31 protein-coding genes and 1 pseudogene are annotated in these 22,920 nt (G+C 45.8%); 5 read left to right on the plus strand and 27 right to left on the minus strand.

The features are described 5' to 3' along the window. Window position 1: 1 nt before the first annotated feature. From ccmE to FD960_RS07905, 15 genes are all read right to left on the minus strand, one after another. Window positions 2–433: a cytochrome c maturation protein CcmE gene (gene ccmE, locus FD960_RS07835; protein WP_215298442.1), complete on the minus strand. Its 432-nt coding sequence runs from the start codon at window positions 431–433 to the stop codon at window positions 2–4. Then, the gene (gene ccmD, locus FD960_RS07840; protein WP_215298444.1) at window positions 430–618 is read right to left on the minus strand and encodes a heme exporter protein CcmD; all 189 of its coding nucleotides are present in this window, start codon (window positions 616–618) and stop codon (window positions 430–432) included. Before ccmD ends, ccmE begins: the two co-directional genes overlap by 4 nt. Next, window positions 618–1,388 carry a heme ABC transporter permease CcmC gene (ccmC, locus tag FD960_RS07845; protein WP_215298446.1) on the minus strand — a complete coding sequence of 257 codons (771 nt, stop codon included), beginning with the start codon at window positions 1,386–1,388 and terminating at the stop codon, window positions 618–620. The genes ccmD and ccmC overlap by 1 nt, the downstream gene beginning before the upstream one ends. Continuing rightward, on the minus strand, window positions 1,385–2,050 hold the full coding sequence (ccmB, locus tag FD960_RS07850; RefSeq protein ID WP_215298448.1) for a heme exporter protein CcmB: 666 nt from the start codon (window positions 2,048–2,050) through the stop codon (window positions 1,385–1,387). Before ccmB ends, ccmC begins: the two co-directional genes overlap by 4 nt. Then, window positions 2,047–2,694 carry a cytochrome c biogenesis heme-transporting ATPase CcmA gene (gene ccmA / locus FD960_RS07855; RefSeq protein ID WP_251369773.1) on the minus strand — a complete coding sequence of 216 codons (648 nt, stop codon included), beginning with the start codon at window positions 2,692–2,694 and terminating at the stop codon, window positions 2,047–2,049. Before ccmA ends, ccmB begins: the two co-directional genes overlap by 4 nt. Window positions 2,695–2,858: 164 nt before the next feature. Then, window positions 2,859–3,659, minus strand: coding sequence for a metal-dependent hydrolase (locus FD960_RS07860; protein ID WP_371817452.1), 801 nt, complete (start codon window positions 3,657–3,659; stop codon window positions 2,859–2,861). Between the two features lie 189 nt (window positions 3,660–3,848). Then, window positions 3,849–4,259: a carboxypeptidase regulatory-like domain-containing protein gene (locus FD960_RS07865; protein ID WP_215298450.1), complete on the minus strand. Its 411-nt coding sequence runs from the start codon at window positions 4,257–4,259 to the stop codon at window positions 3,849–3,851. 32 nt (window positions 4,260–4,291) lie between these two features. Continuing rightward, window positions 4,292–5,401 carry a linear amide C-N hydrolase gene (locus FD960_RS07870; protein ID WP_215298452.1) on the minus strand — a complete coding sequence of 370 codons (1,110 nt, stop codon included), beginning with the start codon at window positions 5,399–5,401 and terminating at the stop codon, window positions 4,292–4,294. A gap of 149 nt (window positions 5,402–5,550) precedes the next feature. Then, window positions 5,551–6,531: a quinone oxidoreductase gene (locus FD960_RS07875; RefSeq protein WP_215298454.1), complete on the minus strand. Its 981-nt coding sequence runs from the start codon at window positions 6,529–6,531 to the stop codon at window positions 5,551–5,553. 28 nt (window positions 6,532–6,559) lie between these two features. Then, window positions 6,560–7,018, minus strand: coding sequence for a DUF2452 domain-containing protein (locus FD960_RS07880; protein WP_215298456.1), 459 nt, complete (start codon window positions 7,016–7,018; stop codon window positions 6,560–6,562). A gap of 69 nt (window positions 7,019–7,087) precedes the next feature. After that, window positions 7,088–8,620, minus strand: a complete 1,533-nt coding sequence (locus FD960_RS07885) for a cryptochrome/photolyase family protein (protein WP_215298458.1) — start codon at window positions 8,618–8,620, stop codon at window positions 7,088–7,090. Between the two features lie 15 nt (window positions 8,621–8,635). Further along, a complete protein-coding gene (locus tag FD960_RS07890) occupies window positions 8,636–9,190 on the minus strand; it encodes a DUF3833 domain-containing protein (protein ID WP_371817425.1) in 555 nt (184 codons plus the stop codon). Beyond that, window positions 9,191–9,751: a chalcone isomerase family protein gene (locus FD960_RS07895; protein ID WP_251369775.1), complete on the minus strand. Its 561-nt coding sequence runs from the start codon at window positions 9,749–9,751 to the stop codon at window positions 9,191–9,193. Window position 9,752: 1 nt separating this feature from the next. Then, window positions 9,753–10,151: a thiol-disulfide oxidoreductase DCC family protein gene (locus FD960_RS07900; RefSeq protein WP_215298460.1), complete on the minus strand. Its 399-nt coding sequence runs from the start codon at window positions 10,149–10,151 to the stop codon at window positions 9,753–9,755. A gap of 4 nt (window positions 10,152–10,155) precedes the next feature. Beyond that, window positions 10,156–10,425, minus strand: coding sequence for a TIGR03643 family protein (locus FD960_RS07905; RefSeq protein WP_215298461.1), 270 nt, complete (start codon window positions 10,423–10,425; stop codon window positions 10,156–10,158). A gap of 57 nt (window positions 10,426–10,482) precedes the next feature. Here FD960_RS07905 and FD960_RS07910 point away from each other — a divergent pair, with 57 nt between their 5' ends. Together FD960_RS07910 and FD960_RS07915 are read left to right on the plus strand one after the other, a co-directional pair. After that, the gene (locus tag FD960_RS07910) at window positions 10,483–11,178 is read left to right on the plus strand and encodes an SDR family NAD(P)-dependent oxidoreductase (RefSeq protein WP_215298462.1); all 696 of its coding nucleotides are present in this window, start codon (window positions 10,483–10,485) and stop codon (window positions 11,176–11,178) included. A gap of 15 nt (window positions 11,179–11,193) precedes the next feature. Next, the gene (locus tag FD960_RS07915; protein ID WP_215298463.1) at window positions 11,194–11,574 is read left to right on the plus strand and encodes a DUF2237 family protein; all 381 of its coding nucleotides are present in this window, start codon (window positions 11,194–11,196) and stop codon (window positions 11,572–11,574) included. 4 nt (window positions 11,575–11,578) lie between these two features. Here the strand turns inward: FD960_RS07915 and FD960_RS07920 are convergent, their stop codons facing one another. Both FD960_RS07920 and FD960_RS07925 read right to left on the minus strand, forming a co-directional pair. After that, window positions 11,579–12,832, minus strand: a complete 1,254-nt coding sequence (locus FD960_RS07920) for a DASH family cryptochrome (protein ID WP_215298464.1) — start codon at window positions 12,830–12,832, stop codon at window positions 11,579–11,581. After that, window positions 12,833–13,018, minus strand: a complete 186-nt coding sequence (locus tag FD960_RS07925) for a DUF2256 domain-containing protein (RefSeq protein ID WP_215298466.1) — start codon at window positions 13,016–13,018, stop codon at window positions 12,833–12,835. Window positions 13,019–13,068: 50 nt separating this feature from the next. On the opposite strand from FD960_RS07925, the gene FD960_RS07930 reads away from it, so the two are divergent. After that, the gene (locus tag FD960_RS07930) at window positions 13,069–13,974 is read left to right on the plus strand and encodes a histone deacetylase (protein WP_251369880.1); all 906 of its coding nucleotides are present in this window, start codon (window positions 13,069–13,071) and stop codon (window positions 13,972–13,974) included. Here FD960_RS07930 and FD960_RS07935 read toward each other — a convergent pair. Then, the gene (locus FD960_RS07935) at window positions 13,961–14,584 is read right to left on the minus strand and encodes a hypothetical protein (RefSeq protein ID WP_215298468.1); all 624 of its coding nucleotides are present in this window, start codon (window positions 14,582–14,584) and stop codon (window positions 13,961–13,963) included. The genes FD960_RS07930 and FD960_RS07935 overlap by 14 nt on opposite strands. Before the next feature lie 216 nt (window positions 14,585–14,800). Between FD960_RS07935 and FD960_RS07940 the strand changes: the two genes are divergently transcribed. Then, a complete protein-coding gene (locus FD960_RS07940) occupies window positions 14,801–15,697 on the plus strand; it encodes a transporter (RefSeq protein WP_215298470.1) in 897 nt (298 codons plus the stop codon). A gap of 19 nt (window positions 15,698–15,716) precedes the next feature. Here the strand turns inward: FD960_RS07940 and FD960_RS07945 are convergent, their stop codons facing one another. The 9 genes and pseudogenes from FD960_RS07945 to FD960_RS07985 form a co-directional block, all read right to left on the minus strand. Further along, window positions 15,717–16,202 carry a potassium channel family protein gene (locus tag FD960_RS07945; protein WP_215298472.1) on the minus strand — a complete coding sequence of 162 codons (486 nt, stop codon included), beginning with the start codon at window positions 16,200–16,202 and terminating at the stop codon, window positions 15,717–15,719. Between the two features lie 20 nt (window positions 16,203–16,222). Continuing rightward, on the minus strand, window positions 16,223–16,627 hold the full coding sequence (locus tag FD960_RS07950) for a translational machinery protein (RefSeq protein WP_215298474.1): 405 nt from the start codon (window positions 16,625–16,627) through the stop codon (window positions 16,223–16,225). 53 nt (window positions 16,628–16,680) lie between these two features. Beyond that, on the minus strand, window positions 16,681–16,947 hold the full coding sequence (locus FD960_RS07955) for a DUF1488 family protein (protein ID WP_215298475.1): 267 nt from the start codon (window positions 16,945–16,947) through the stop codon (window positions 16,681–16,683). 85 nt (window positions 16,948–17,032) lie between these two features. After that, the gene (locus FD960_RS07960) at window positions 17,033–17,860 is read right to left on the minus strand and encodes a hypothetical protein (protein WP_215298477.1); all 828 of its coding nucleotides are present in this window, start codon (window positions 17,858–17,860) and stop codon (window positions 17,033–17,035) included. A 120-nt stretch (window positions 17,861–17,980) separates the two neighbouring features. Then, a complete protein-coding gene (locus tag FD960_RS07965) occupies window positions 17,981–18,256 on the minus strand; it encodes a cupin (protein WP_215298479.1) in 276 nt (91 codons plus the stop codon). Window positions 18,257–18,266: 10 nt separating this feature from the next. Next, window positions 18,267–18,659 (minus strand): annotated as a pseudogene (locus tag FD960_RS07970) (VOC family protein). Between the two features lie 15 nt (window positions 18,660–18,674). Next, a complete protein-coding gene (locus FD960_RS07975; protein WP_215298481.1) occupies window positions 18,675–19,661 on the minus strand; it encodes a tripartite tricarboxylate transporter substrate binding protein in 987 nt (328 codons plus the stop codon). A gap of 28 nt (window positions 19,662–19,689) precedes the next feature. Then, entirely contained in the window at window positions 19,690–20,616 is a 927-nt protein-coding gene (locus FD960_RS07980) for a hydroxymethylglutaryl-CoA lyase (protein ID WP_215298483.1), read from the minus strand. 39 nt (window positions 20,617–20,655) lie between these two features. After that, window positions 20,656–21,849 carry a CaiB/BaiF CoA-transferase family protein gene (locus FD960_RS07985; RefSeq protein ID WP_215298485.1) on the minus strand — a complete coding sequence of 398 codons (1,194 nt, stop codon included), beginning with the start codon at window positions 21,847–21,849 and terminating at the stop codon, window positions 20,656–20,658. Between the two features lie 114 nt (window positions 21,850–21,963). Here FD960_RS07985 and FD960_RS07990 point away from each other — a divergent pair, with 114 nt between their 5' ends. Then, window positions 21,964–22,866, plus strand: a complete 903-nt coding sequence (locus FD960_RS07990) for a LysR family transcriptional regulator (protein ID WP_215298487.1) — start codon at window positions 21,964–21,966, stop codon at window positions 22,864–22,866. Window positions 22,867–22,920 lie beyond the last annotated feature (54 nt).

The following is a 22,920-nucleotide window of genomic DNA, read 5'->3' on the forward strand; positions in this document are numbered from 1 at the left end:
TTTATTTACTTCCATTTTTTTGAGCCTGCTCTAAAGCATGCTTCGCCTCTGGCGGCATATAATTTTCATCGTGCTTTGCAAGCACTTCACTGGCAATAAATTGCCCCGTTGGATCGAGGCGCCCCTGAATAACTGCGCCTTTACCTTCTTTAAACAAATCGGGAAGAATGCCGGTATAAGCAACAGGAATATCTTTCACCATATCAGTAATCACAAAGTGAACCGTTAAACCATCGCGCTTTAGCGACCCATCTTTGACCATACCGCCAATGCGAAATACTTGGCCTTGCGGCGCTTTACCTGCAACCACTTCGCTCGGAGTGACATAAAGCGCGATATTGCTGTTGAGGGCATTCAAAATCAATACAGCAGCTAAACCAATAGCAGTCAGCGCGCCAATAATAATGGCAGCTCGTTTATGTCTAGGCTTCACTTTCTACTCTCTTGATCAAATTGCTCTGCTCTTACTTCACGACGAAGTCTGCGAACAATGGACTGATGACGCACGCGAACAGCCATAGGCTCCAGAAGGAGAACTAAAGCACATACCCCAAAACTGCACCAAACATAGAGCGCGTATCCACCCATCTCAAAGAATTCAGCCGGGCTATTCCACATTAGCGTTGCACCTCATTTAATTGTTTAACCCAATCAGTATGAGCCTCACGCTCCAAAATGATGGTACGCACACGCATTAACCCTACTGCAATTGAGTACATCCAAAAACATAAGGCCATTAATAACATTCCCCAGAGCATCGTCTGAGCCATAGCAGGAGCTTTACTTAAGGAGACGGATGCGCCTTGATGCAAGGTATTCCACCATTTCACTGAAAAATAAATAATCGGAACATTGACCACGCCGACCAATGCAAGAATTGCACCCGCCTTGTCCGCGCGACGAACATTATCAATCGAGGCCTGCAACGCAATAAATCCTAAGTAGAGAAATAGCAGAATTAATTCGGAAGTAAGGCGCGCATCCCACACCCACCAAGCACCCCACATTGGCTTACCCCAAAATGCGCCAGTCCACAAAGAAAGAAAGGCCATCCAAGCACCAATCGGCGCAAGCGCCTGAGCCATCATCGCTGATAAGCGGGTATTAAAAACCAAGCCCAAACCAGCCCAAGCTGCCATCACTATATAGATAAACATCGACATCCAAGATGCGGGCACGTGAATAAAAATAATGCGATATCCCTGACCCTGTACTGCATCAACTGGCGCAACAAAAAAACTGACCCATAAACCCGCCACTCCAAAAATAAAGGAGAGCGCCCAAAACCAAGGGATCATTTTTCCAGCCAAAGGATAAAAGATGCTTGGGCTCGAGAATCTGAACCAATTCATCACACGACTTGTAGGCAAATTATTTACATTACTCATTCAATAGCAATCTTTACGGCTGTAGCACTCACCCAAGGCACAAATACCAAGGCCAAAATGAATAAGGCGCCCAGTAGGGAAAAATGGCCAGTGACATCAAGGCCCACGCTATTGGCATACACAGCGCCTGCGCCAAAAATTAACACTGGAATATAAAGCGGCAAAATTAACAGGCTCATCAGCACACTACCGCCCCTGACGCCTAAAGTTAATGCCGCCCCAATAGAGCCTAACAATGATAAAACAGGTGTACCCAATAATAGAGCCAGCATGAGAATCTTGAGGGAAGCTGCATCCAAATCAAACTGAATACCAATCACGGGTGCCAGCAAAACCAAAGGGAGCCCGGAAACTAACCAATGGGCAACGATTTTCCCGAAAACCAATGAAGTAAAGGCGTTAGGAGAAAGAATCAATTGCTCCAAAGTGCCATCAGCATAATCTGCGGCGAACATCCGTTGCAATCCCAACAATGTTGAAAGCAAAGCTGCAACCCAAATCACGCCAGGCGCAATCTTTCTCAATAAAGCCGCATCAGCCCCAATACCCAAGGGAAACAAGCTAGTCACAATCACAAAGAAAAATAGTGCTGTTAAGACTTCGCTTTTCCGACGCATTACCAGTAGCAAATCACGCTGGACGATTGCGATAAAGGCATTCATAAATCAAGTGCCTTTAAGTTTGGAATGTCTAGATGCTGATGGCTCGTCAGCACAACCAGGCCATTTAGCGCGAGATGCTCAACAATCAATTCTTTTAGCTCCTGCGCGGCGTGAACATCTAGGGCATTAAAGGGTTCATCCAAAATCCAAATTTGCGCACGGCGAGTGAGCATGCGCGCCATGAGAACTCGTTTTTTCTGTCCAGCAGATAAGCAATTTACTGGAAGATCTTCACGACTCTTTAAGCCAAAACGGCACAGGGCCATAAAGGCACTCTCCTCAGAAAGCCCAACCCCATCAATGGCGGCATACATTCGCAAATTCTCAAGAGCAGTGAGGTCCTCCTTGAGGGCATCCCGGTGGCCTAAAAATAGGAGCTTGTTATGAAAGGCTTCCGCCTCACTTTTGATTGACTTACCGCCCGAAAGAATCTCACCGGACTCTGGCAAGGAAAGGCCCGTCAGCAAACGTAAGAGGCTCGTTTTTCCAACACCATTCTCACCCCGAATATGCAGGCACTCGCCTGCAAAAACCTGGAAATCCACCTTCGAAAAGAGCTTGCGCTCACCCCGTACACAGGCAATAGCCCGTGCCTCAAGCATGGGCAAATTAGATTGGGGGAAAGGAGAGTTAATGGCTGTCATCAGAAGAAATGGCTTGAATCAAACCACTTCAGACATTGTCCAAGAGCCCCTCAAGGCTGTCAAACCGCCTAAAACAGTAATTTAAAGAATAAATTCTTTTAATTCAATCGCTTAGGTGATTATAAGCCGAGTCTAGAGGGAGGCTCTCCTGAAGATCAAAGCACTTAAAGCCGAACCGTCTGCCCTTCGGTCATTGGAATGATTTTGATTGGACTGCCTTTCATGGCATCCTGGAACTCTAGGAGGGTGCCTTTGGTCAGTGGATTGGAGTTGTAGTGCATAGGGATGACCATCTTTGGCTTCACCCATGTTTTCAAGGCATAGGCGGCATCATCGGGGGCCATCGTGAAATTTCCACCAATCGGGATCAACACTAAATCTGGCTTGTAATGCTCGCTAATAAACTTCATATCAGTAAAGAGGCCTGTGTCACCCATGTGCCAAATTTTGAAGCCATTCTCTAATTCAATGATGTAACCCATTGGCTCGCCGGCTGGATGAGATTCCATCTTATCGGTGGCTGGATTTTTCCAAACCAACAAGGAAGAATGCTCCGCTTGGACGGCAGTTACTTTGATCCCGGGTAGCGGTGTTACGCGCCCTGTTTTATTAAAACGATACCCTAGATCACCAGACAATATACCCAAAGTGATTAATGGGGTCACCATATCTGCCGGTCCATACAACTTTGTATTGTTGGATTTTGCAATCGCTGGAGCATCGCCAATATGATCGACGTGGGCATGGGTTACCAATAACAAATCGATTGGTCCGATGGCAGCCAAGTCATTTTTATACTGAGGAGGTGTTTTAGGGCCGCCGGTAATCCATGGATCAATCAAAATCATTTTTCCACTGGGGCTCTTGATACGAAAACCTGCTTGACCGAGCCATAAGAGCTCAGTACCGCCTTGCACATTCGCTTTGTCTGCAGTTTGCGCATGTGCAACTGATGCACCAGACAAGAATACATACGTTAGCGCCACCACCAAAGAACTCAAACGGGAATAAACAGGCACGATAATCTCCAAGATTTGTATTGATCTCGTCAAACTATAGCCGAGAAAAGAGAACTTGGCTTATATGGCAGCGCATCATTTAAGCCAGTCTTCAGCAAAAGGACGAGCACTAACGATCGATAGCGCAAGATCTCGCTACTTCCAGAAGATAGAAATCTTCTGGGGTGTCGCAGGATTGATGGAAATCACTCGCTTTTGAGGTGCTCCTTGATAAACAGCATCTACCGAATAGGTGCCAGCAGCCAAGTTAATCAGGATATAAGGGCCATCAGCCTGGGCATCAAATATCACGTGATTGTTGGCATTCAGAATCTTGATCTTTGCGCCAAAGATCCAAACGCCACGACCACCCTCGAGCTGGGAGAGCTCCAGCAACAATGGCCACTGCTTTGCTTCCGCCAAAATTGCTGTCGACTCTTCCTCACCCACTCCACCAGAAATATAAGAGATACCTTGTGAATATTGCGTGTCTGGGATTTGCGCAAACCCCGGAGCACTAAAAACCAAAAGGGATGTCACCACTACGAATTTCATCGCCAGTTGCATCAAAATACCTCCTATAGAAGCTATATCCAATATTAGTTAATGGATAAATATGACTGGGGCTTATTTACATCGTAGAACTGAATTGCTTTTGCATTCACATCGATCTTCTTCAAGTCGAATGCCTGCACATTAGTTGAATCAAACATCTTGAGGTAGTACATCATATTTTTATTATCTGCGACCACAGACCACTCGGTAATTTCAATGCCACCCGCTCCACCACCATAAGCATTCGTTGCAGGCAAGCTAATCGCGCCAGGAGGAATATCAAAGCTACCCAAGATATGCCAAGCTGTATTAGTTTGCTGAACTGTTGAGTAACTTGCTGGAACAGACTTCGTCAAGAAGAGTGCACGAATAAAGCGACTTGGACTGAGATAGTCACCAGGTAAGCCATGCAAGCCACTGCCAGAGCTAGGTGGCACATAGGTCGCGCCATTAATCACCAGCGGATTTTTTTCAACGCTAGTGAGATTTGCATAGTTCCCAATATTGTTGAGTTGATCTCTAAATGCTGGATCATTTGTCATTACGCCAGTAGGGTTATCGGTGATCACCAAATCGCCCTTAAGGTACTCCACCACAATGCTTTTTCCAGCCGCGTCATGCAAGGTCATGCGTACTGGTGCAGATTGATTGTTGTAGGCGGGGATAATAGAACGGTTCACTTTGATTTTATTAAAGCCGACTTTTACTTCTTCGACCGTGGCAAAGTTTGTCAAGGCGTACATCAGCATCTGAATAGAGGCAATACTATTGGCAGAGTCTGCCGGCGCTACAACTTGGTATGCAGCCGTATTAGGCGCATTGAGTAAGCCGCCTACTAAACCTTTCTCATTCATGCCATCCACTAATACCGGCATACCCAAACCATTCATACCAGCTACTGCGTATTTAGAAGTCCAGTTCAGGCCCGTACCAGGCTTACTATCGACACCAACACCAAGTAAGGGCAGGTTTCTTGGGATAACCGTCAGCTGAGATTTGAGCGGGAGCCCAAACTCCATCGTGCGGCCATAAACAAATCCGCCATCACTACCTTTCAATAAAAAGCTAGTGCAAGCATTTCCAATCGCTGGCGCCAAAGCCAAAGAAGCGGCAATAGAAGTGGCAAGCACTTTTTTGATAAAACTCTTTTTCATAAACACTCCAGATAGGGATGGTAGACAGAATCTATTGTCGATTCTACTGCCGAAGCCATGGCACTAGATATAGGACGGACGCATAAAAAAGCCCCGCAAAAGCGGGGCTTCTCTTAACTCTACAAAGACTGCCAAAGACTCATCATGCCTTAAGGCGTAATCACAATCGCCCCGGATACTTTGCGGCCTTCAGCAGCCTTATGCGCTTCAGCGGCTTGCTCGAGTTTAAATTTAGCGCCAATTTGAACCTTAACGCGCCCCTCTGCGATCGCATCAAATACCGCTTTCGCATTTTCTTGGAGAAGCTCAGGAGTAGCGTTATGAGGAAATACGGAAGGCCTGGTTAAAAATAGGCAGCCTTTCTTATTCAAAATTTCTGGCTGAATTTCAGGAGCCGGTCCTGATGCGGCACCAAACAAAGCCACCGTGCCAAATGGAGCAGCGCAATCGAGCGAGCCCAAAAAGGTAGTCTTGGCTACGGAGTCATAGACCACGTTTGCCTTGCGACCACCTGCCGCCTTCACAACCTCTTCAGCCCAATTTGGGTTCGAGTAATCCACTACAGCATCGCAACCAGCCTCTTTAGCTGCAGCGAACTTTGCCTGCGAACCTACCGTACCCACTACAAATGCACCCAAAGATTTTGCCCATCCAGCCAAAATTTGGCCAACACCACCTGCGGCAGCATGCACCAACACCACATCGCCCGCTTTCACTTTATAAGTCTTTTGGATGAGGTATTGCGCAGTCATTGCCTTAAAAAATACTGCTGCAGCAACTTCATCAGAAATACCGTCGGGAATCGCCACCAATTTATCGGCCGCCACATTACGCGCGCTAGCATACGCACCAATTCCGGCATTCATATACACCACACGATCGCCAGCTTTAAATCGCGTTACACCCTCTCCAACAGCCAGGACCACGCCTGCGGCCTCATGGCCCAAGCCAGTAGGCAACTCTAAGGGGTATACGCCAGAGCGCTGATATACGTCGATAAAGTTAAAACCAATCGCGGTTTGGCGAAGCTGTACTTCACCCTTACCTGGCGCTGATAATTCTTTATCGATTAATTGAATAACATCAGCACTGCCAAGTTCTGAAAGACTAACAATTCGAGCAGTTGTCACAAGTCACCTTACTTATTTTTATAAAAAATTATCTTACCGTAATTGAGGATGTCGCAACATCTTCATCTTCATCTTCAACTACAGCCCAAGTGCTATCACCTAATTTTTTGACCGCCATAGAATAGGTCCACGCATCTGGAATACCGCAACTCCATTGATTCGGGCCATTTTGTATCAATACATTTACCTCATTACGACTATCAAAATACAGGTGGTAAATTTTTCCGTGAATTGGGTTGAAGCTAAATTTAGCGCTATGCACCATCTCCGTAGCATCCAATCGGGCCTGCAAAGCGCGAGCCTGCTTCATAAGCACTTCAGCCTGCTCCATGATTCGATCGTATTCAAGCTTCGCATTTTGGCGAGCCACATTGACAGCCTTATCTTTTTCTTCTACGACCTTGATTGGCGCAAAAACAGGGGCGCCTACTTCCATTGGGTATTCAATACCCGCATGTCTTGCCGGATCGGTATCTTCTATTCTCATTGCAGCCTTTAAGCCATTGATTTATTTGACGAAAGTGTGACACAAAATCTAAAAATGCGTCGCCCACGCTTAAAGCGCATTCAGATCACCCAAAATGACCTTTGCATGTCGCTGAATGGCCGCTTGATCATCATCGCTAATTCTGGACAAGTTAGCAGTCATGAGACGAGTGCGAGGACTAGCCTCAAATTGTTTGCGATGTTTGATTAGAAAATTCCAATAGAGATTGGTAATGGGGCATGCTCCCTCCCCGAACCGAATATCTGGCTTGTATTGACATGAGTCGCAATAATTACTCATTCGCTTAATGTAAGCACCACTCGATATATAGGGCTTGCTCGTGAATCGCCCGCCACTCGCGAACAAGGCCATGCCCGCAGTATTAGGTAACTCCACCCATTCAATTGCATCTATATAAATAGCTAAGTACCAGTCGCATACTTCTTTTGGCAAAACTTCCGCCAATAACGCAAAGTTACCTGTCACCATCAATCGCTGAATATGATGCGCATAGCCATACTCGAGAGTTTGTCCGATCACTTCCTGCATACAAGACATGTTGGTCTCGCCCGACCAGTACCAGCTCGGCAAAGCATGATGATGGTCGTAGAAATTGTCTTCCGCCATCTGCGGCATATCTAAAAAATACATGCCCCGAACAAATTCTCGCCAACCCAAAATCTGACGTATAAATCCTTCAACTGTTGAAAGATCTAAATTCTCTTTTTTCCATGCTTGAATCACTGCTGCAATGACCTCTCTCGGATTCAGCAACTTCAGATTCATTGCACTAGAAAGCAAAGAGTGCCAACCAAATGGCGTATCGGTCCACATAGCATCCTCATAGATGCCAAAGGTGCCTAAGCGATGCTCAATAAAACCCTCTAGAGCTTTTAGCGCCTGAGGACGAGTGACGGGCCACCGAAAGTGGCGCAAAGATCCAGGATGATCCGGGTAGGTTTTTTCCACCAACTCCAGCACCTCACTAGTGATTGAGTCTGGCTCAAATAACTCAGGGGGTGGAATCAAGCCAGGGCCCTTCTTTGGAAATGGCTTGCGATTATCTCTATCAAAGTTCCACTGTCCGCCCTCTGGATTACCTTTCTCGTCCACCAATATTCCATGCGTCTTTCTCATAAGACGGTAAAAATATTCCAATCGCAACTCTTTTTTTCCAGCAACCCAAGCGCCAAACTCCTGACGGGAGCAATAAAAATGGGGATCTTCCAGCATCTCTAGCTTGATCTTTAGCTCTGAAGCCAAGGCTTCAATTGCTTGCTTGAGTCGCCACTCACCTGGCTCAATGCAAACCAAGTGGGTAAATTTTTCCGACTCGATAATTGCTCTCAGATTCTCCACAATAGACCGAGGAGATTGCTGAATATACAAAAGCGGGAGGCCGAGCTCTTCAAGCCGCTTTGCAAAATGGCGCATAGCCGACAAGAACAAGGCAATCTTGGCTTTATGCGACCAAACAAATTTCGCCTCATCCGCAGATTCAATCATGACCACCTGATCAAGAGTGGAATTGATGCTTTTGAGAACGGGGTTATCGAGATCTAACTGATCGCCCAGAATGAGTATGAGCTTTTTCAATGGCATCTTTCTTAGAATTTCTTAACGCTTATAGAAACTCAGCGTCACTTCACCAAGCTCAATACCGAACTTGCTCATCTTCGCCTTATTCATCATGACTTTAGGAGTAATGAGATACATCCAATCATTAAATTGCACGTGATAGATTGTTTTATCCACCGGCAAGGCCAAGGTATAAGTCCAATTTAAGGCGTTTCCAGATGACTCTCCGAGCGCTTCGCCAATCACATCATCGGCTGTGCCAATGTATTTGCCCGGGGCGGTTTCAGTAAGAGTCCATATCCGCTTTTGCTTTGTTCCATCGGAATACTCAAAGCTTTCGTCCAAAATACCAGTTTTTTTACCGTCCACTACGGACCACTTTGCCACCAACAACACAGTAAATCTTTTTTGAACATTACCACTACGATCAGTGAAGATACCGTAAGCATCGATCGTGCCATTGAAGTACTCACTGAGGTCCAACCGAGGAGCCTCTTGCGCATACTGAGTCACTGTAGGAGATGAACAGGCGCACAAGCTCACTGCCAATAAAAATCCAATAAACAATCTTAAGGCGGACATCATCTTACGCATTTAGCAAGCTCCAGAAATGATTGGTGGTGGGCAGCCGTTCCCAAGTAATTCGGCTCTTAGCTTTGGCGCACTTGTTTTAGGACTAAGCCAAATTCCAAAAAATGCTTTTGAAAAATCCGCCCCAGGAATTTGGGCAATTTTTTTACCTTCGTAAAATAGGGTGGTTCCTTGCTGTGAAGAATAAACCCCTGTGAGGGTTTGCCCAGGCTCAACATTAGGCAAAATCTCAGCCAACTCTTTTCCCCAAGCCATAGCCTGACTCTCAGGCACGCCAATATTTTTCATTTCATCTACGGTCCGGCTAGCAATAGCCTTGCCGGAGAATGATTTTTGATATCTGACATCCAAAGCAAACTCTGATGAATCCTTCCCCAAAGATCGGTACAAAGTTGCGTCATAGATATGAAGCCCCCAGAAGTTCAGTCTACCAGCGCCTTGGGGCTGAACTTGCTTAATTACATCTTCAATATGAGTAATGTTGTTCGCCAAGCCAAGACTACTAATAAGCGATAGCATCATGAATAAGGCAAAACCGTTTTTTGTGAAATATTGAATCATCATCCTAACTCCTACTCTTGCCCGCTGTATTCACAATCCACAATGCGGTCGGGCCAAAAATACCAGAAATCGTATGGCGGTTTTTTGCAAAAAAACGGTATGCCCACATCAGCAATGGGCGCAAGCTTGGTCGAGAAAATAACCACGCTAGCTTTGGCAAATCAGCCCTTTCATAGGCAGCAGCAAATACATCGACCCCGCTAATTAAAGTGCCATCCTCGTATTGCGCATACATGGCTTGTAATGCTTCATCACACGACACCCCCACATCTTGAGCAGAGTATTTCTCTGAATTGATATCAATAAAGTCTAATAATCCAGCCTGATTTCTGCCGGATAAAAAAATAATTTCAGCTTGGCATAGGGGGCACAAACCATCATAGAACAATGTCAATTTGCTCATTGACTTATCTTTGCTTGTACTGGGTAGAACAGTAGGCTCGTGTAACCAACTTACTTCTTAGGGCAACATGCTTTGTTGATCTGCCAGTAACTCTTTTGCGCCATAAGTTAAATGAAGCTCTCTTTAAACTCCCGCGCATCAAGGCAATCACTTGAGGCTCAGTCAATCCGAAATTAAGCTCTATGGCCTCAAAAGGGGTTCTATCCTCCCAGGCCATCTCAATGACTCGAGATAAGTCAGCTTCAGATAGTAAGTTGGGCTGTGCACTTGTCATCGAGCAAGTTTAAGACTTATTCAATAAACTAGCTGGACTCCCTATGACACCACATCCATGCCATTAATCTCACCCCCATTCCGCGCACTAGTGATTGGCTCGTCTGGCACGATTGGGGCAGCCTTTGTGGAGCTTCTGGAAAATAACCCCTCCTGCACCCTGGTTAGAGGCATTCACCGCAACTCGATTCACTCCATTGACTACCTGAATCTCGACTCTATCGAGTCCTCAGCCAATGCCCTATTGGCTGAGGCGCCTTTCCAGCTCATTATTAATACCATTGGCATCCTACATTCTGAAAAGTGGATGCCCGAGAAGAAATTGGATGACCTGAATCCAGAGCAATTACAGATGCTGATGCAAATTAATGCGATTGGACCAAGCCTCACTATCAAGCACTTTTCCAAGCTACTTGATCCCGCAGGCTCTGTAATGGCAACCCTTTCTGCAAAAGTAGGCAGCATTGAAGACAATCGCTTGGGCGGCTGGTATAGCTACCGTGCCTCCAAAGCAGCTTTAAATATGCTGATCAAAACAGCTGCAATTGAGTTTGGCAGAACAAAACCAAATACCGCCTTAATAGCACTCCATCCCGGCACCGTAAATTCTCGACTATCAAAACCCTTCAAGGGCGAACAAATCGGAAGGCCAGCTTTAGTGGCAGCCGGAGACATGCTTCAAGTCTTGCTCTCACTCAATAAAGAAGATTCAGGAAGCTTCATCAGCTATTCCGGTGCAAAACTACCCTGGTAAATAAAGAAAGTACCCATGTCGCAAGATGCCAACTTAAACGTTTTAGGCCAACCACTAGTACCCTGCTCATTTGATCCTTTGACCGGGTTCTTTAGAGATGGCTGCTGTAAAACCAATGAACAAGATGCCGGCAGCCATTTAGTTTGCGCGATAGTAACCAATGATTTTTTAGAATTCAGTCGTCAGCGAGGAAACGACTTAATTACCCCAAGACCTGAATATCAATTTCCAGGACTAGTTGCGGGCGATCAATGGTGCCTCTGTCTTAACCGTTGGATCGAGGCACTCGAACAACACTGCGCGCCCATGATTAAGCTTGAAAGCACTCATGTAAAAGCTTTAGAAAAAGTTTCCCTAGAGGTGCTGTTGCAATACGCTGAAGTGCCGGTTATCTAAGCCATTAATTTGGCTTATTCCACAATCTACGGTATTCCCCTTGGGGGTCATGATCTTGGGCCTGCTTGGCAACATTAAATTGCCTACCGCCCCGTGGATCTGTTCCTCGTCCAGCAATGTATAACCAGTTGCCTTGGTTGCTATAGATATCAAAATCTGCCAGCTGATTTTCAAACCAAGCAGCCCCAATTCGCCAATCTCCCTGCATGTCATAAATCCAATAGCTGGCGACAATTTGTCGCATTCGGTTGGACAAATAACCAGTGCTCTGCAACTCATGCATTCCAGCATCGACAAAGGCATTCCCCGTGCTGCCAGATTTCCAGCCTTCAAACTGCCCTACATCTAATGAAGGGGTGGGTAAATTACTTAAGCCCCGAGCTCGGTAGAGCTGCCGACCAAACTTGAAATGAATAAAACGAAAATAATCACGCCATAACAATTCAAACCAGAGCCAGTAAGTGCCATCATTTGCACCATGGCGCTCCTCATATTGATTGATCTGCGCGGCGATATCTCGCGCTGAAATACAGCCCAGCGATAGCCAAAAAGAGAACTTACTTGAGTAATCCTGGCCAGTCAGATGATTGCGAGTTTCCTTATAGGTATCTGGCAAGCGACGCTCAAGATATTGCTGTAGATGACTCTGGGCTCGGCTAGAGCCACCCAAATAGGGAGATTGGGAATGTTGAATTTCCATCTCCCCCATAGGCGGCACATCCACTCCATCAGGAGGTGGCGGCAAATACTTGGGCGCAGCAATGGGGCCGGTAAACCTGACCCCTGCACCTTCAATCTTTTGGCGGAACTGGGTAAACACATTCGGCATAGTCTGTGGATCAAACGGCAGATCTTTTAGGTCGAGCATGCTTGATTGCCAGAATTGCTTAAGCTCAACACCCATACCTAGCAATTCCGATACCTGCATCATCTCTTCGGGAGTCTCAATCTGCTCACAGTAGATTGCGCTAGCACCGATTGCCTTCATTAATTGCGGAAATACCGCAGTTGCATGGCCGTGGAATTCAAATAAATCAGAATCTAAGGCTCTCAATTGAGTCCTTAGATCGGCCAAAGATTCCTTTAGAAATAGCTTGCGATGCGGACCTACACGTTCAAATCCATAAGCATTTAATTCGCCATCTGGCTCATGTAAATATACCGGCAAGATGAAGTCTGCATCCAAGCAAGCCCGTGAAATAGCCGGATTGTCCACAAGGCGCAGATCATTTCTAAACCAATAAATCAAAACCCGCAATTACTTAACCCCTAAATTAGTGACTGCTGATTTTTTAAGACGGCAGGCGTCTGAGCAAAATTTGATGGAATCCCAATTCTTAGACCAGGACTTACGCCAAGTCATCTCCCTGCCACAGGCCAAACAAACCTTGCTGGGCAAAAATGATTTATTTCCTTTAAAACCCGTTTTTTCGGATCGTGTCATACCTGGAGATTATAAAAAGAATAGACTGTTGATAAAAATAATCTGCGAGACTGCGATTGAAGGCTTTTTATACCGACCACTATGTTTTACCACTTCCGCCCGGACATCGCTTTCCGATGGAAAAGTACAGTCAATTGCGCAACCATGTGGCCCTGTTAGAGGGCATTGAGCTGCTTGAAGCCCCAGCTATTACTGACACCCAAATTCTTTATGCGCATGATCCCGCTTACTTAATCAAAGTACTCACAGGAACCCTCAACACCAAGGAACAACAAGAAATTGGTTTTCCTTGGAGCCCCCAAATGGTGGAACGCTCCAAAAGGTCTGCTGGTGCAACTTTTGCAGCTGCGAAGGACGCTCTTCAAGATGGTCTAGCTGTGAATCTTGCCGGAGGCACACACCACGCCTATAGAAATCGAGGTAGTGGCTTCTGCGTATTTAATGATGCAGCAATCACGGCCAGAGCCCTACAAAGAGAAGTAAACCAAAATCTTACAGTGGCAATTATTGATTTAGATGTGCATCAGGGCAATGGTACGGCGTCTATTTTGGAAAATGATTCTTCTATATTTACCTTGTCCATTCATGGGCAAAATAATTTTCCATTTTCAAAAGAAAATAGCGACCTTGATATTGGCCTACCAGATGAGACTCAAGATCAAGCCTATTTGACAGCGCTTCATCACAGCCTTGAAATATTGGACTCTCGATTTAAAGCGGATTTAATTATTTACTTAGCCGGCGCCGATGCTCATGAGGATGATCGATTAGGCAAACTTCGCGTCAGCAAGCAGGGGATGAAGCAAAGAGATGAATGCGTATTTCAATATGGCCTAAGCCGTCAAATTCCGATAGCAACCTGCATGGCTGGAGGCTATGGAAAAAAGATCGACTCCACGGTTGACATTCATCTCCAAACCATTCAGACAGCGCTTGACTGCCTTATTGCTTCTTAGGCAGATTATTCAAAATCTTCGCATCATTTAATTGCTTGTCCACCAAGTAAAAAGTGCCGCCATAGTTGGCCTGGAGGTCATATCCCGATAAGCCTACTGTATAAAAAGTAATATTGGGATTGAAGGAACGAATAGTTCCACCCGAACCCGCTGAAAAATTTGCATCAACATCCATGCCACCACGATATCCATCAATAGAGGTTAAGAGAAACTGATCAATCGCATCGGTGTTTTTAAAAATAATGACTTGATACTGATTTTGATATCCGGCACCAACACCCTCACCTGTCTTTACCGCTTCCATAAAGATCGGGTCGCCTGAGTGACGCTTGTCATACAAAACACCTTCACCCCTGGCTACAACTAATAAAACAATATTGACATTTGTAGTGCTGAAAACAGCATAACCCGGAGCGTCCTTCACTATTTTTTCGACCGCAGGATTCTGCTTAACTAGGGCTGCCAGGCCTGTTTGAGACATTTGAAGAGTGGCTTGTCTTTTTTGCTCAATCTCTTGCGCGGTCAATGGCTTGCCATCACCTCCAGTGGACTGGCACGCCGCCAAGAAAAGAGTGCACAACAGCACAAAGAGCTTTGAGAGATGATTCATGATTTCCTAATAAAGATAAAAAGCCGGGCCCAAAGATGAGCGCAATCAATTAGAGGGATTTTATAGCTCAAATCAATAAGGCCGCCAAACCAATATTAGGTATGGTTTGAAGATCTATTTCTGAGTATTGATGGGGGTTGTCCCCTAAACCATTCGCCCCATTCTTGAGCATGATCAGCGCATAAACTAGACAAATCAACCTAAAATACGGGCGCTATGCACTACATTCGAAGCGCCCTTCTTGCACTTACCCTCACTCATGCTCTCACAGCATGGGCGGTAGATTTGCAGCCGAATGATATTGTTGCGCCGCCCCCCAATAAGAATTTCATCACAGTCAGTTACTACAACACCGAGAATTCAACCTTCTATAGCAATGGTGCTGTAAATTCAAAGACATCATTTGCAAGCCCGGTTATTGATACCCAAAGCGCAATCTTGCGCGGCGCGCGAACCTACACCTTAGCTGATCTACCTGCGGTCTCGTATATCCAACTGCCTTATGGATCGGTGCGACCAGCCGGATCACTCTCTAGCGCTCCGACCGATACCGGCTTTGGTGACCTTGTACTGGCAACTGCGATTTGGCCTTACGCCAATAAGGCTACAAGAACGTATGTTGGAGTGGGTGGTTATCTCATTGCTCCGATGGGAAGCTATTCGAGTGGGCAAGCCTTTAATCTGGCTGAGAACCGCTTCCGCACAGATCTGCAGATTGGATTTCAAACTCCGATTGTCGGCGGTATTGACGGCATGATTGCCGTGGACACAATGTGGTTTGGCGGCAATAGCCAATGTGCCGCAGCCTGCAACTCAACAAGCGATAACGTATCACTTACTCAAAAGCCACTCACCACCACCCAGCTTGGTCCAATCTATCGCATTAACGAAATCTTTACGGTTGGCGCTTCGTACATTTATGCGGTCGGTGGCGCGACATCGATTAACAATACTTACATGAACAATGTAGTGAATACGCAGCGGTTTCTCCTAAGCGGACAAGCGCATACCCCTATCGGAAGATTTTCACTGCAATACGGTCGCGATATGGAAATCAAAAATGGTTTCATACAAACTCGCGTCCTAGCAGTGCGACTGATGAAAGATTTTTAGGGCTAATACCCAATAAAACTCATTTGTATTGCTTGGTCTGATTCGACTTATATACAGTCCAATACTTCTGCATCTCAATAAATAAGAATGAAGCTGACCAGGTAATTAAGATGAGTCCCGTAAGCGCCTCTACTCCTGTCAAATACCTCAAGTATCCTTGCGCAACAATTTCACCATAACCGACAGTTGTAAAGGTAATAAAAGATAAGTAGGCGCAGTCCAACAATATCCCATGACCAGATAACTCCCCGACAAGATTTCCCATCGCGGGAAAATGTAATGTCGCAAAATAGCCTAAGGCAAAGATCCAAATCTCAACAACGTGAGCAATAAAAATAGCGCCAACACCCAGCAATACCTTAAAGCGAGGGGCGATATGCGCAACCTTGGGTAGATTTTTATCTAGCTGAAATAAGGCCTCGTAGTGAAGCAAGATCACAATGAGTGCCAACAATCCATTGGCGATAAAGGCGGTAATGAGCAACATCAATAAATTATCCCCCATTTTTCAGGGGGATAAATTGATTAGCGGGTAATGACGGTGTCACCCTTTAAGGCATCAACTCTGGCGAAGTATTTTTTGGCATAGGCCAATAACTGCCTATCGCTTGGATGATCAACAGTCTCGATACCCACCACTTTTTCAGCGGTCAGGTGATCGTGCTTAGAGGCATATTTCATGAGCTCTAATTTTGCTGAGCCCGGCCCAACAATCAAAATTTCCTTAGATTCTTTAACGGCCTGGATCACTTCATGCAAATAATGCTGATCTGGCGCTGCTTGTGCACCACTTATCGAGCCACTTTTGTGGTGAATATTTTTATGCGTCGATCTTGTTTTAATGACTTCGCTCTCACTTGCGGTGGGATTGAAATAAATGACATGCGCCTCTTGGTGGTCGATCCAGATTACTGAGTGATTAAATAACATACTTTCTCTTTCTAATTAAGCAACGGAATATTGAATGGATCTGGATTAAATCGTTAATCCAGCACTAGATCATGGCTAAATAAATGCACCGCGCCATTAACGGCATAGCCATTGCGAATTTTCTGCTCTGCAATCGATAACAATTTCAACTGATGATTTTTAAATAATTTCAAGGCATCGTCCTCAACGCTATTGACATCTAAATCTTGCAGAGCCTCGTAGCTGAAACTGCATTGCAAAGGCTGACCATCCAAAAGTGCGGGATAAGAAACGTCGCCATTACTCAAGAGAGTGGCAGGACCAATAAATTCTATATTCATAAAAACTCACTTTATTTAAGAATAATCAAAACTACATTGGTATTGTGATCCCATTTGCCGCCTCTTTCTTGATTCATATCAAAATTTAGGGGCTTCTTTCCTGAAAATGATCTACTTTTCTTTGGGTAAGGAAATTTTGCACGGTTCTCGGGAGGTGTATTTCATGGCTCTCATCCAAAATTGCAGCCCGCTTATACAAATCCGCCGAAGATACGCTCAATAAATCGCTGTTGCTTACAAATAAAATTTGATTCATCCGGTCATACTCCATGACCAGCACTGAAGAACGCCCAAAGATGCGATCAATCCTCTCTTGGTAGGCCTGATTCAATCCTGCCTTCCCAGAAAAATTAATCACCATCACACCGCCAGGATTCAAGCATGCAAGACAGCTGGCATAAAAGTCTTCACTGCACAGCTGGGCTGCTTGTCCAAATTTGTTATACCCATCGATTAGCAATACATCAAATTGCTCTTCGGTATTTCTGAAATACTCCGCCCCATCGGCTTCTAGCACCCGAAAACGGGGGCCATTATCAGGAACATGAAATTGATCCTTGAGTGCGATTACCTTGGGATTATTTTCAAGAACCAAAATTGAGGTATTGGGCAAATGATGGTGACAATATTTCGCAAGAGATCCACCGCCCAACCCTATCATGGCAATACTTTTGGGGTTGGAATGAAACATGAGAAATCCCATCATCGTCTCGGTATAACTCACAACCAATCGAAGTGGCGCTTGCACATCCATCAAACTTTGTGTGGATTCGCTATCAAAATATAAGGCTTTGAATTGACGACTCTCTACAACATAGGGCTCGTCACGGGCGCCATCAAACCTTTGCTTCAGCTTTGATAGCCCCTCTTTTACTAGCTGCAGGCTAGAGCTGCTTATGATTGGACTGAGCACTCGATATTCAGTCGCAAGAGAGTATTAATTAAGGATATTGAAACCATAACCCAATCATAAGGCCTGGAGAATGTGATGTTGCCAAATACGCTCCAAACGTTATATGGACCTTAGGTATTTTTACCCTCGGGATTTTCTGCTAGCAAGATAACTAACACCCTGATTACCATAGCGCTCGGCGTGCATCTGTTCGAAATCTAGATGAAATACATCTCCAGGCAAATACACCCGCTTTAGATCATCAATCATCAGATCAATCTGACCATCGATCACTAAAGCCTTTACTTCAAATGGATGGGAATGAGAATCCAAAAATCCAGATGACTCACGCACTACCAAAGTTGGTTCCGGAAAATTTTCCTCGGCAAGCATTTTTAGAAATTCATCTTGCTTCATTCAATATGCCTTAAACAATCTCGCTGATTTCAATCAAATTTTGATCAGGATCTCGCACATATACTGAATGAATTTTTGCAGTAGCGCCAGTACGCATCACCGGCCCCTCAATAATGGGCCAGCTCTCCTCGGCCAATTTAGCAATAACCTGCACCAGCGGTCTATCAGCAATAAAACACAGATCCAGAGATCACGGAGTCGGAATATCAGCCTTGGGTTCAAACTCCCTCCCCTTGATATGAAGGTTAATTTTCTGATTTCCGAATTTAAATGCTTTTCGCTCCACTGGTGGTGTACCGCCAATAAAACTCTCTAGCTTCATACCAAGCACACGCGTGTAGAAATCAACACATGCACTTTCATTCGCCGTGGTTAGCACTAGATGATCTAAGTGATCAATCATCTATAGACCCCTGAATTAGTCAGCCTCAATCTTCGCAGTTTTCACCACGGCAGACCAACGCGTATTCTCACCCTTAATGAACTCCTCTAATTGCTTTGGATTCATATAAGTAGCTTCCGCACCCATCTCCACTGCCTTTTGCTTAAAGGATGGTGCAGCCATCACTTTGGCAATCTCAGTAGTGAGTTGGTTAACAATCGGCGTTGGCGTATTGATTGGGGCGAATACCGCAAACCAAGAAGTGGCATCGAGCTTAGGCAGACCTGCCTCGGCAGCAGTAGGAACTTCAGGCAAGCTGAGTAAGCGCTTCTTGCCAGTGGTAGCCAAGGCGCGTAACTTTCCCGTTTGAATATGCGGAATAAATGGCGGCGGAGTACCAAAGGTCAAATCTACTTGGCCACCCAGCAAGTCAGCCAATGCAGGCCCTGTTCCCTTATAAGGCACGTGAGTCATTTTGATGCCTGCTTGTTGCTCCAGCATAGCGCCAGTAACGTGTTGCAAAGAACCATTGCCAGATGAAGCGTAATTTAATTTACCGGGATTAGCCTTTGCATAAGCAATCAACTCATTCATGGTCTTAAATGGCAGATCCGCCCGAATCACCACAATTTGTGGCGCCGAGATCACGTTGGCTACAGCTTGAAAATCCTTTAATTCCCAAGGCAATGGATTCTTGCTCACTAATGGGGTGATGACATGGTAGCCAGAGTATTGAACCAGCAAGGTATACCCGTCTGGGTCCGCCTTCTTTACGGCGGCGGCTGCAATCGCGCCCGATGCTCCGGCTTTATTCTCCACAACAATGGTTTGCCCAAGCGCCAACCCAAGGGGCTGAGCTAGCACTCTAGCCGTGAAATCCGTCGTACCTCCAGGCGCAGAGGAAGCAATAAAAGTGATTGGTTTATTTGGGTACTTGCCGCCATCCTGACAATAGCCAGCAATAGACACCTGGGTCAATAGCAGTAGGACTAGTACATTGATTGTAGAAAAATATTTACGCATGGGGCTAACCTTCAAATTGGATGACTATTTAACGCAATTCATTGACGTAGGATGGGGCTGGATGCAACTGACATGTAGCTCCAGCCTTTGCAACCTGACCAGGAACTGAGTGCCCAACAATGTGGGGTAATTCACGAGCCAAATCCAATAACCTTGGAATATCCATTCCAGTATCGTATCCCATGGCATCGAGCATATGAATGGCGTCTTCACTTGAGATATTGCCGCTTGCGCCGGGAGCGTATGGGCAGCCACCCAAACCACCTAAGGAACCATCGAAGCGGTTAATTCCAGATTGCACTGCTGCCAGCACATTCGCCAAGCCCATGCCTCTCGTATTATGAAAATGGAAAGTGAGCTGCAAATCGGAAAATTGTTTTTGTAAATCATCAGCCATCTTCGCTACTTGAGCAGGATGGGCCATCCCCGTAGTGTCACAAATAGTGACTCCACGCACCCCTAAATCAGCAAAGCGCTTCACAAACTTCTCTACTACCGCCTGAGGAACATCACCCTCCATAGGGCAGCCAAACGCAGTCGATAGAGAAACGTTAATCGGCGTCCTACCATCTACATAACGAATCACCTCGGCCAATCCAGCAAAACTTTTCTCGCGACTCATGCGTAAATTAGCAAGATTGTGAGTCTCAGAAGTAGACATCACGAGATTGAATTCATCAGCGCGAGATTCAAAGGCGCGTTCAGCGCCTCTTAAATTGGGCACTAAGACCGTGTACTCAACGCCAGGAACGCGCTGAATTCTACCCATCACCTCTTCTGCATCCCGCAACATTGGGATTGCCTTGGGCGATGTAAATGAAGTCACCTCAATCTTGGCAAAGCCACACTGACTTAGCTCATCCACCAATTTGACTTTGTCATCAGTCGGAATGAAGTTAGGTTCAATCTGAAAGCCATCTCTAGTCACTACATCATTGAAATATATTCTGGTCATAAATGTATTCATTTAATATTTGTTGCTTGGGTTCCGCATTTATTTAGTAAAAGCAACGCCACGCTCTTTTAAAGATATCACCTGCGCCTCAGTTAAACCAATATCTCGCAAGATCTCATCGGTGTTCTCACCAATATCAGGCGCCAATGTCTTGATTGATCCAGGGGTACGAGAAAGTTTTGGAATCACACCTGGAACATCTAAAGTGCTGCCATCATGCATGCGAATGGTTTGAATATTCTCACGCGCCTTGTAGTGTGGGTCATTCGCAATATCAGCAACGGTGTATATTTTTCCAGCAGGCACCGCCACTGAATCGAGCATCTTCAAGGCCTGATCGGTATTCACTGTTTTAGTCCACTCGCCGATTGCCTGATCTAACTCAGCGACACGTCTCACTCTGCCATCGTTGTTTTCCAACTCTGCATCGTTTGCCAAATCATCACGACCAATCATCCCCATCAAGCGCCTAAAGATGCTATCGCCATTACCAGCAATCAATACATAGCCTCCATCTGCACAAAGATAGGCATTCGTTGGAGCAATACCAGGTAAAGCACTGCCAGCAGCTTGACGCACTTCACCAAACGCGCTGTACTCAGGCAGTAAACTTTCCATGCAATTGAATACGGCCTCATAAAGGGCGATATCAATCACCTGCCCCTTGCCACTCTGATGTCGTTCTTGCAAGGCCAATAAAATTCCAATCACGCCGTGCAAGGAAGCAAGGGTGTCGCCAATGCTAATACCCACACGCACAGGCACCCTGCCTGGCTCGGCTGTGAGATGTCGTAAACCACCCATCGCTTCAGCCACTACACCAAAGCCTGGTTTATCTCGATAGGGACCGGTCTGGCCATAGCCGCTAATTCTGAGAACAATGAGTTTGGGATTCAGCTCGAGCAACTTCACAGGGTCAAGGTCCCACCCCTCCAAAGTGCCGGGACGGAAATTTTCGATCAATACATCTGCTTCTGAAATTAAAGTACGAACAATGTCTTGAGCTTCGGCCTGCCTGAGGTCTAAAGAAAGAGAGCGCTTATTACGCGACTGCACCTGCCACCATACTGAAGTGCCATCTTTTAACAAACGCCATTTTCGTAACGCATCGCCAACTTTCGGCGGCTCAATTTTGATGACATCCGCACCAAAATCTGCCAAGGTTTTGGCGGCAAATGGTCCAGCAATCAATTGCCCCATTTCTATGACTTTGAGATTTGCTAATGGCTCCATGATGTTCCCCGAAAAGATCTATTGGCTAAAGTTACGCCCTTTTCACGCCCTTGAGAATTGCTATGAAACGATCAAGCCTTCTCATTTTGCGAAGGCTTAGCTAAAATACCACCTATGAATTCCTCAATTAACCCCGCTAGAGTCGACTTTGTCACCCTCAAGCTCTTTTGTGCCGTTGCCCAAAGTGGAAGCATTACCAAGGGCGCAAATGAATGCAATCTAGCTCTATCGGCCGCCAGCAGAAGAATCTCCGAGCTAGAGGAGACGGTTGGCATCACTCTACTAGATCGATCAGCCAGGGGCGTTACCCTCACACAAGCCGGCCATGCGGTGATGCAACACGCATTGAGACTCTTTCAGGGATTTGAGCAATTTAGCAATGAGCTCGGTGAATACTCCAAGGGAGTTAAGGGTCACGTCCGACTTTGGGCAAATATGTCCGCTTTAACTGAATTTCTGCCAGCCGCTTTGGCGCAGTTTCTTAAAGAGCACCCCGAGATCCAAGTGGAAGTCGAAGAGCAGATTAGTGGCGACATCGTGCGCGCATTACTAGATGGCATTGCTGACATTGGCGTATTTGCTGAAGGCTCTCCAACCACAGGCTTAGATACCAAGATGATTGGGAGTGATGAGCTTGTAATCGCCTGCAGCAAATCACACCCCTTGAGCAAAAAGAAAAAGGTTTCTTTTGAAGAGTGCCTTAACTACGATTTCGTTGGTCTTAATCGCGGTAGCTCGCTACTAGAACTCACTTCCAGAAGCGCCGAGAAGCTAGGTATGCAAATGAGGCTGCGTATACAGGTGCGCAGTTATGACGCCATGTGCCAGATGATTTCAGTTAATCTAGGAATTGGCGTGCTACCTATCCAAGCTTGCATTGCTCAAATCCAAGCAATGGACCTTGCGGTGGTTCATCTCAAAGACTCCTGGGCCAAGCGCAACCTGCTACTGGCAATCAAAGAAGGCGCAAATCTATCGCCCTCAGCCACCCTACTTAGGGAGCACCTATCAAAATAAATCTGTTTAGCTAAATAAAAAAGCCCGCAAAAGCGGGCTTTCATATGCAAGAAA

The sequence above is a fragment of the Polynucleobacter sp. AP-Nino-20-G2 genome (assembly GCF_018688235.1).
Taxonomy (GTDB): Bacteria; Pseudomonadota; Gammaproteobacteria; order Burkholderiales; family Burkholderiaceae; genus Polynucleobacter.

What these genes read in the sequence shown, in the direction of transcription:
- ccmB (WP_215298448.1), bottom strand. Translation starts at nt 2,050, where the DNA reads ATGAATGCCTTTATCGCAATCGTCCAGCGTGATTTGCTACTGGTAATG.
- ccmC (WP_215298446.1), bottom strand. Translation starts at nt 1,388, where the DNA reads ATGAGTAATGTAAATAATTTGCCTACAAGTCGTGTGATGAATTGGTTC.
- FD960_RS07905 (WP_215298461.1), bottom strand. Translation starts at nt 10,425, where the DNA reads ATGACAAGTGCACAGCCCAACTTACTATCTGAAGCTGACTTATCTCGA.
- FD960_RS07945 (WP_215298472.1), bottom strand. Translation starts at nt 16,202, where the DNA reads ATGGGGGATAATTTATTGATGTTGCTCATTACCGCCTTTATCGCCAAT.
- FD960_RS07940 (WP_215298470.1), top strand. Translation starts at nt 14,801, where the DNA reads ATGCACTACATTCGAAGCGCCCTTCTTGCACTTACCCTCACTCATGCT.
- FD960_RS07865 (WP_215298450.1), bottom strand. Translation starts at nt 4,259, where the DNA reads ATGCAACTGGCGATGAAATTCGTAGTGGTGACATCCCTTTTGGTTTTT.
- FD960_RS07910 (WP_215298462.1), top strand. Translation starts at nt 10,483, where the DNA reads ATGCCATTAATCTCACCCCCATTCCGCGCACTAGTGATTGGCTCGTCT.
- ccmD (WP_215298444.1), bottom strand. Translation starts at nt 618, where the DNA reads ATGTGGAATAGCCCGGCTGAATTCTTTGAGATGGGTGGATACGCGCTC.
- FD960_RS07950 (WP_215298474.1), bottom strand. Translation starts at nt 16,627, where the DNA reads ATGTTATTTAATCACTCAGTAATCTGGATCGACCACCAAGAGGCGCAT.
- FD960_RS07955 (WP_215298475.1), bottom strand. Translation starts at nt 16,947, where the DNA reads ATGAATATAGAATTTATTGGTCCTGCCACTCTCTTGAGTAATGGCGAC.
- FD960_RS07935 (WP_215298468.1), bottom strand. Translation starts at nt 14,584, where the DNA reads ATGAATCATCTCTCAAAGCTCTTTGTGCTGTTGTGCACTCTTTTCTTG.
- FD960_RS07915 (WP_215298463.1), top strand. Translation starts at nt 11,194, where the DNA reads ATGTCGCAAGATGCCAACTTAAACGTTTTAGGCCAACCACTAGTACCC.
- FD960_RS07990 (WP_215298487.1), top strand. Translation starts at nt 21,964, where the DNA reads ATGAATTCCTCAATTAACCCCGCTAGAGTCGACTTTGTCACCCTCAAG.
- FD960_RS07965 (WP_215298479.1), bottom strand. Translation starts at nt 18,256, where the DNA reads ATGAAGCAAGATGAATTTCTAAAAATGCTTGCCGAGGAAAATTTTCCG.
- ccmA (WP_251369773.1), bottom strand. Translation starts at nt 2,694, where the DNA reads ATGACAGCCATTAACTCTCCTTTCCCCCAATCTAATTTGCCCATGCTT.
- FD960_RS07925 (WP_215298466.1), bottom strand. Translation starts at nt 13,018, where the DNA reads ATGACACGATCCGAAAAAACGGGTTTTAAAGGAAATAAATCATTTTTG.
- FD960_RS07895 (WP_251369775.1), bottom strand. Translation starts at nt 9,751, where the DNA reads ATGATGATTCAATATTTCACAAAAAACGGTTTTGCCTTATTCATGATG.
- FD960_RS07870 (WP_215298452.1), bottom strand. Translation starts at nt 5,401, where the DNA reads ATGAAAAAGAGTTTTATCAAAAAAGTGCTTGCCACTTCTATTGCCGCT.
- FD960_RS07980 (WP_215298483.1), bottom strand. Translation starts at nt 20,616, where the DNA reads ATGACCAGAATATATTTCAATGATGTAGTGACTAGAGATGGCTTTCAG.
- FD960_RS07900 (WP_215298460.1), bottom strand. Translation starts at nt 10,151, where the DNA reads ATGAGCAAATTGACATTGTTCTATGATGGTTTGTGCCCCCTATGCCAA.
- FD960_RS07880 (WP_215298456.1), bottom strand. Translation starts at nt 7,018, where the DNA reads ATGAGAATAGAAGATACCGATCCGGCAAGACATGCGGGTATTGAATAC.
- FD960_RS07975 (WP_215298481.1), bottom strand. Translation starts at nt 19,661, where the DNA reads ATGCGTAAATATTTTTCTACAATCAATGTACTAGTCCTACTGCTATTG.
- FD960_RS07885 (WP_215298458.1), bottom strand. Translation starts at nt 8,620, where the DNA reads ATGCCATTGAAAAAGCTCATACTCATTCTGGGCGATCAGTTAGATCTC.
- FD960_RS07985 (WP_215298485.1), bottom strand. Translation starts at nt 21,849, where the DNA reads ATGGAGCCATTAGCAAATCTCAAAGTCATAGAAATGGGGCAATTGATT.
- FD960_RS07890 (WP_371817425.1), bottom strand. Translation starts at nt 9,190, where the DNA reads ATGCGTAAGATGATGTCCGCCTTAAGATTGTTTATTGGATTTTTATTG.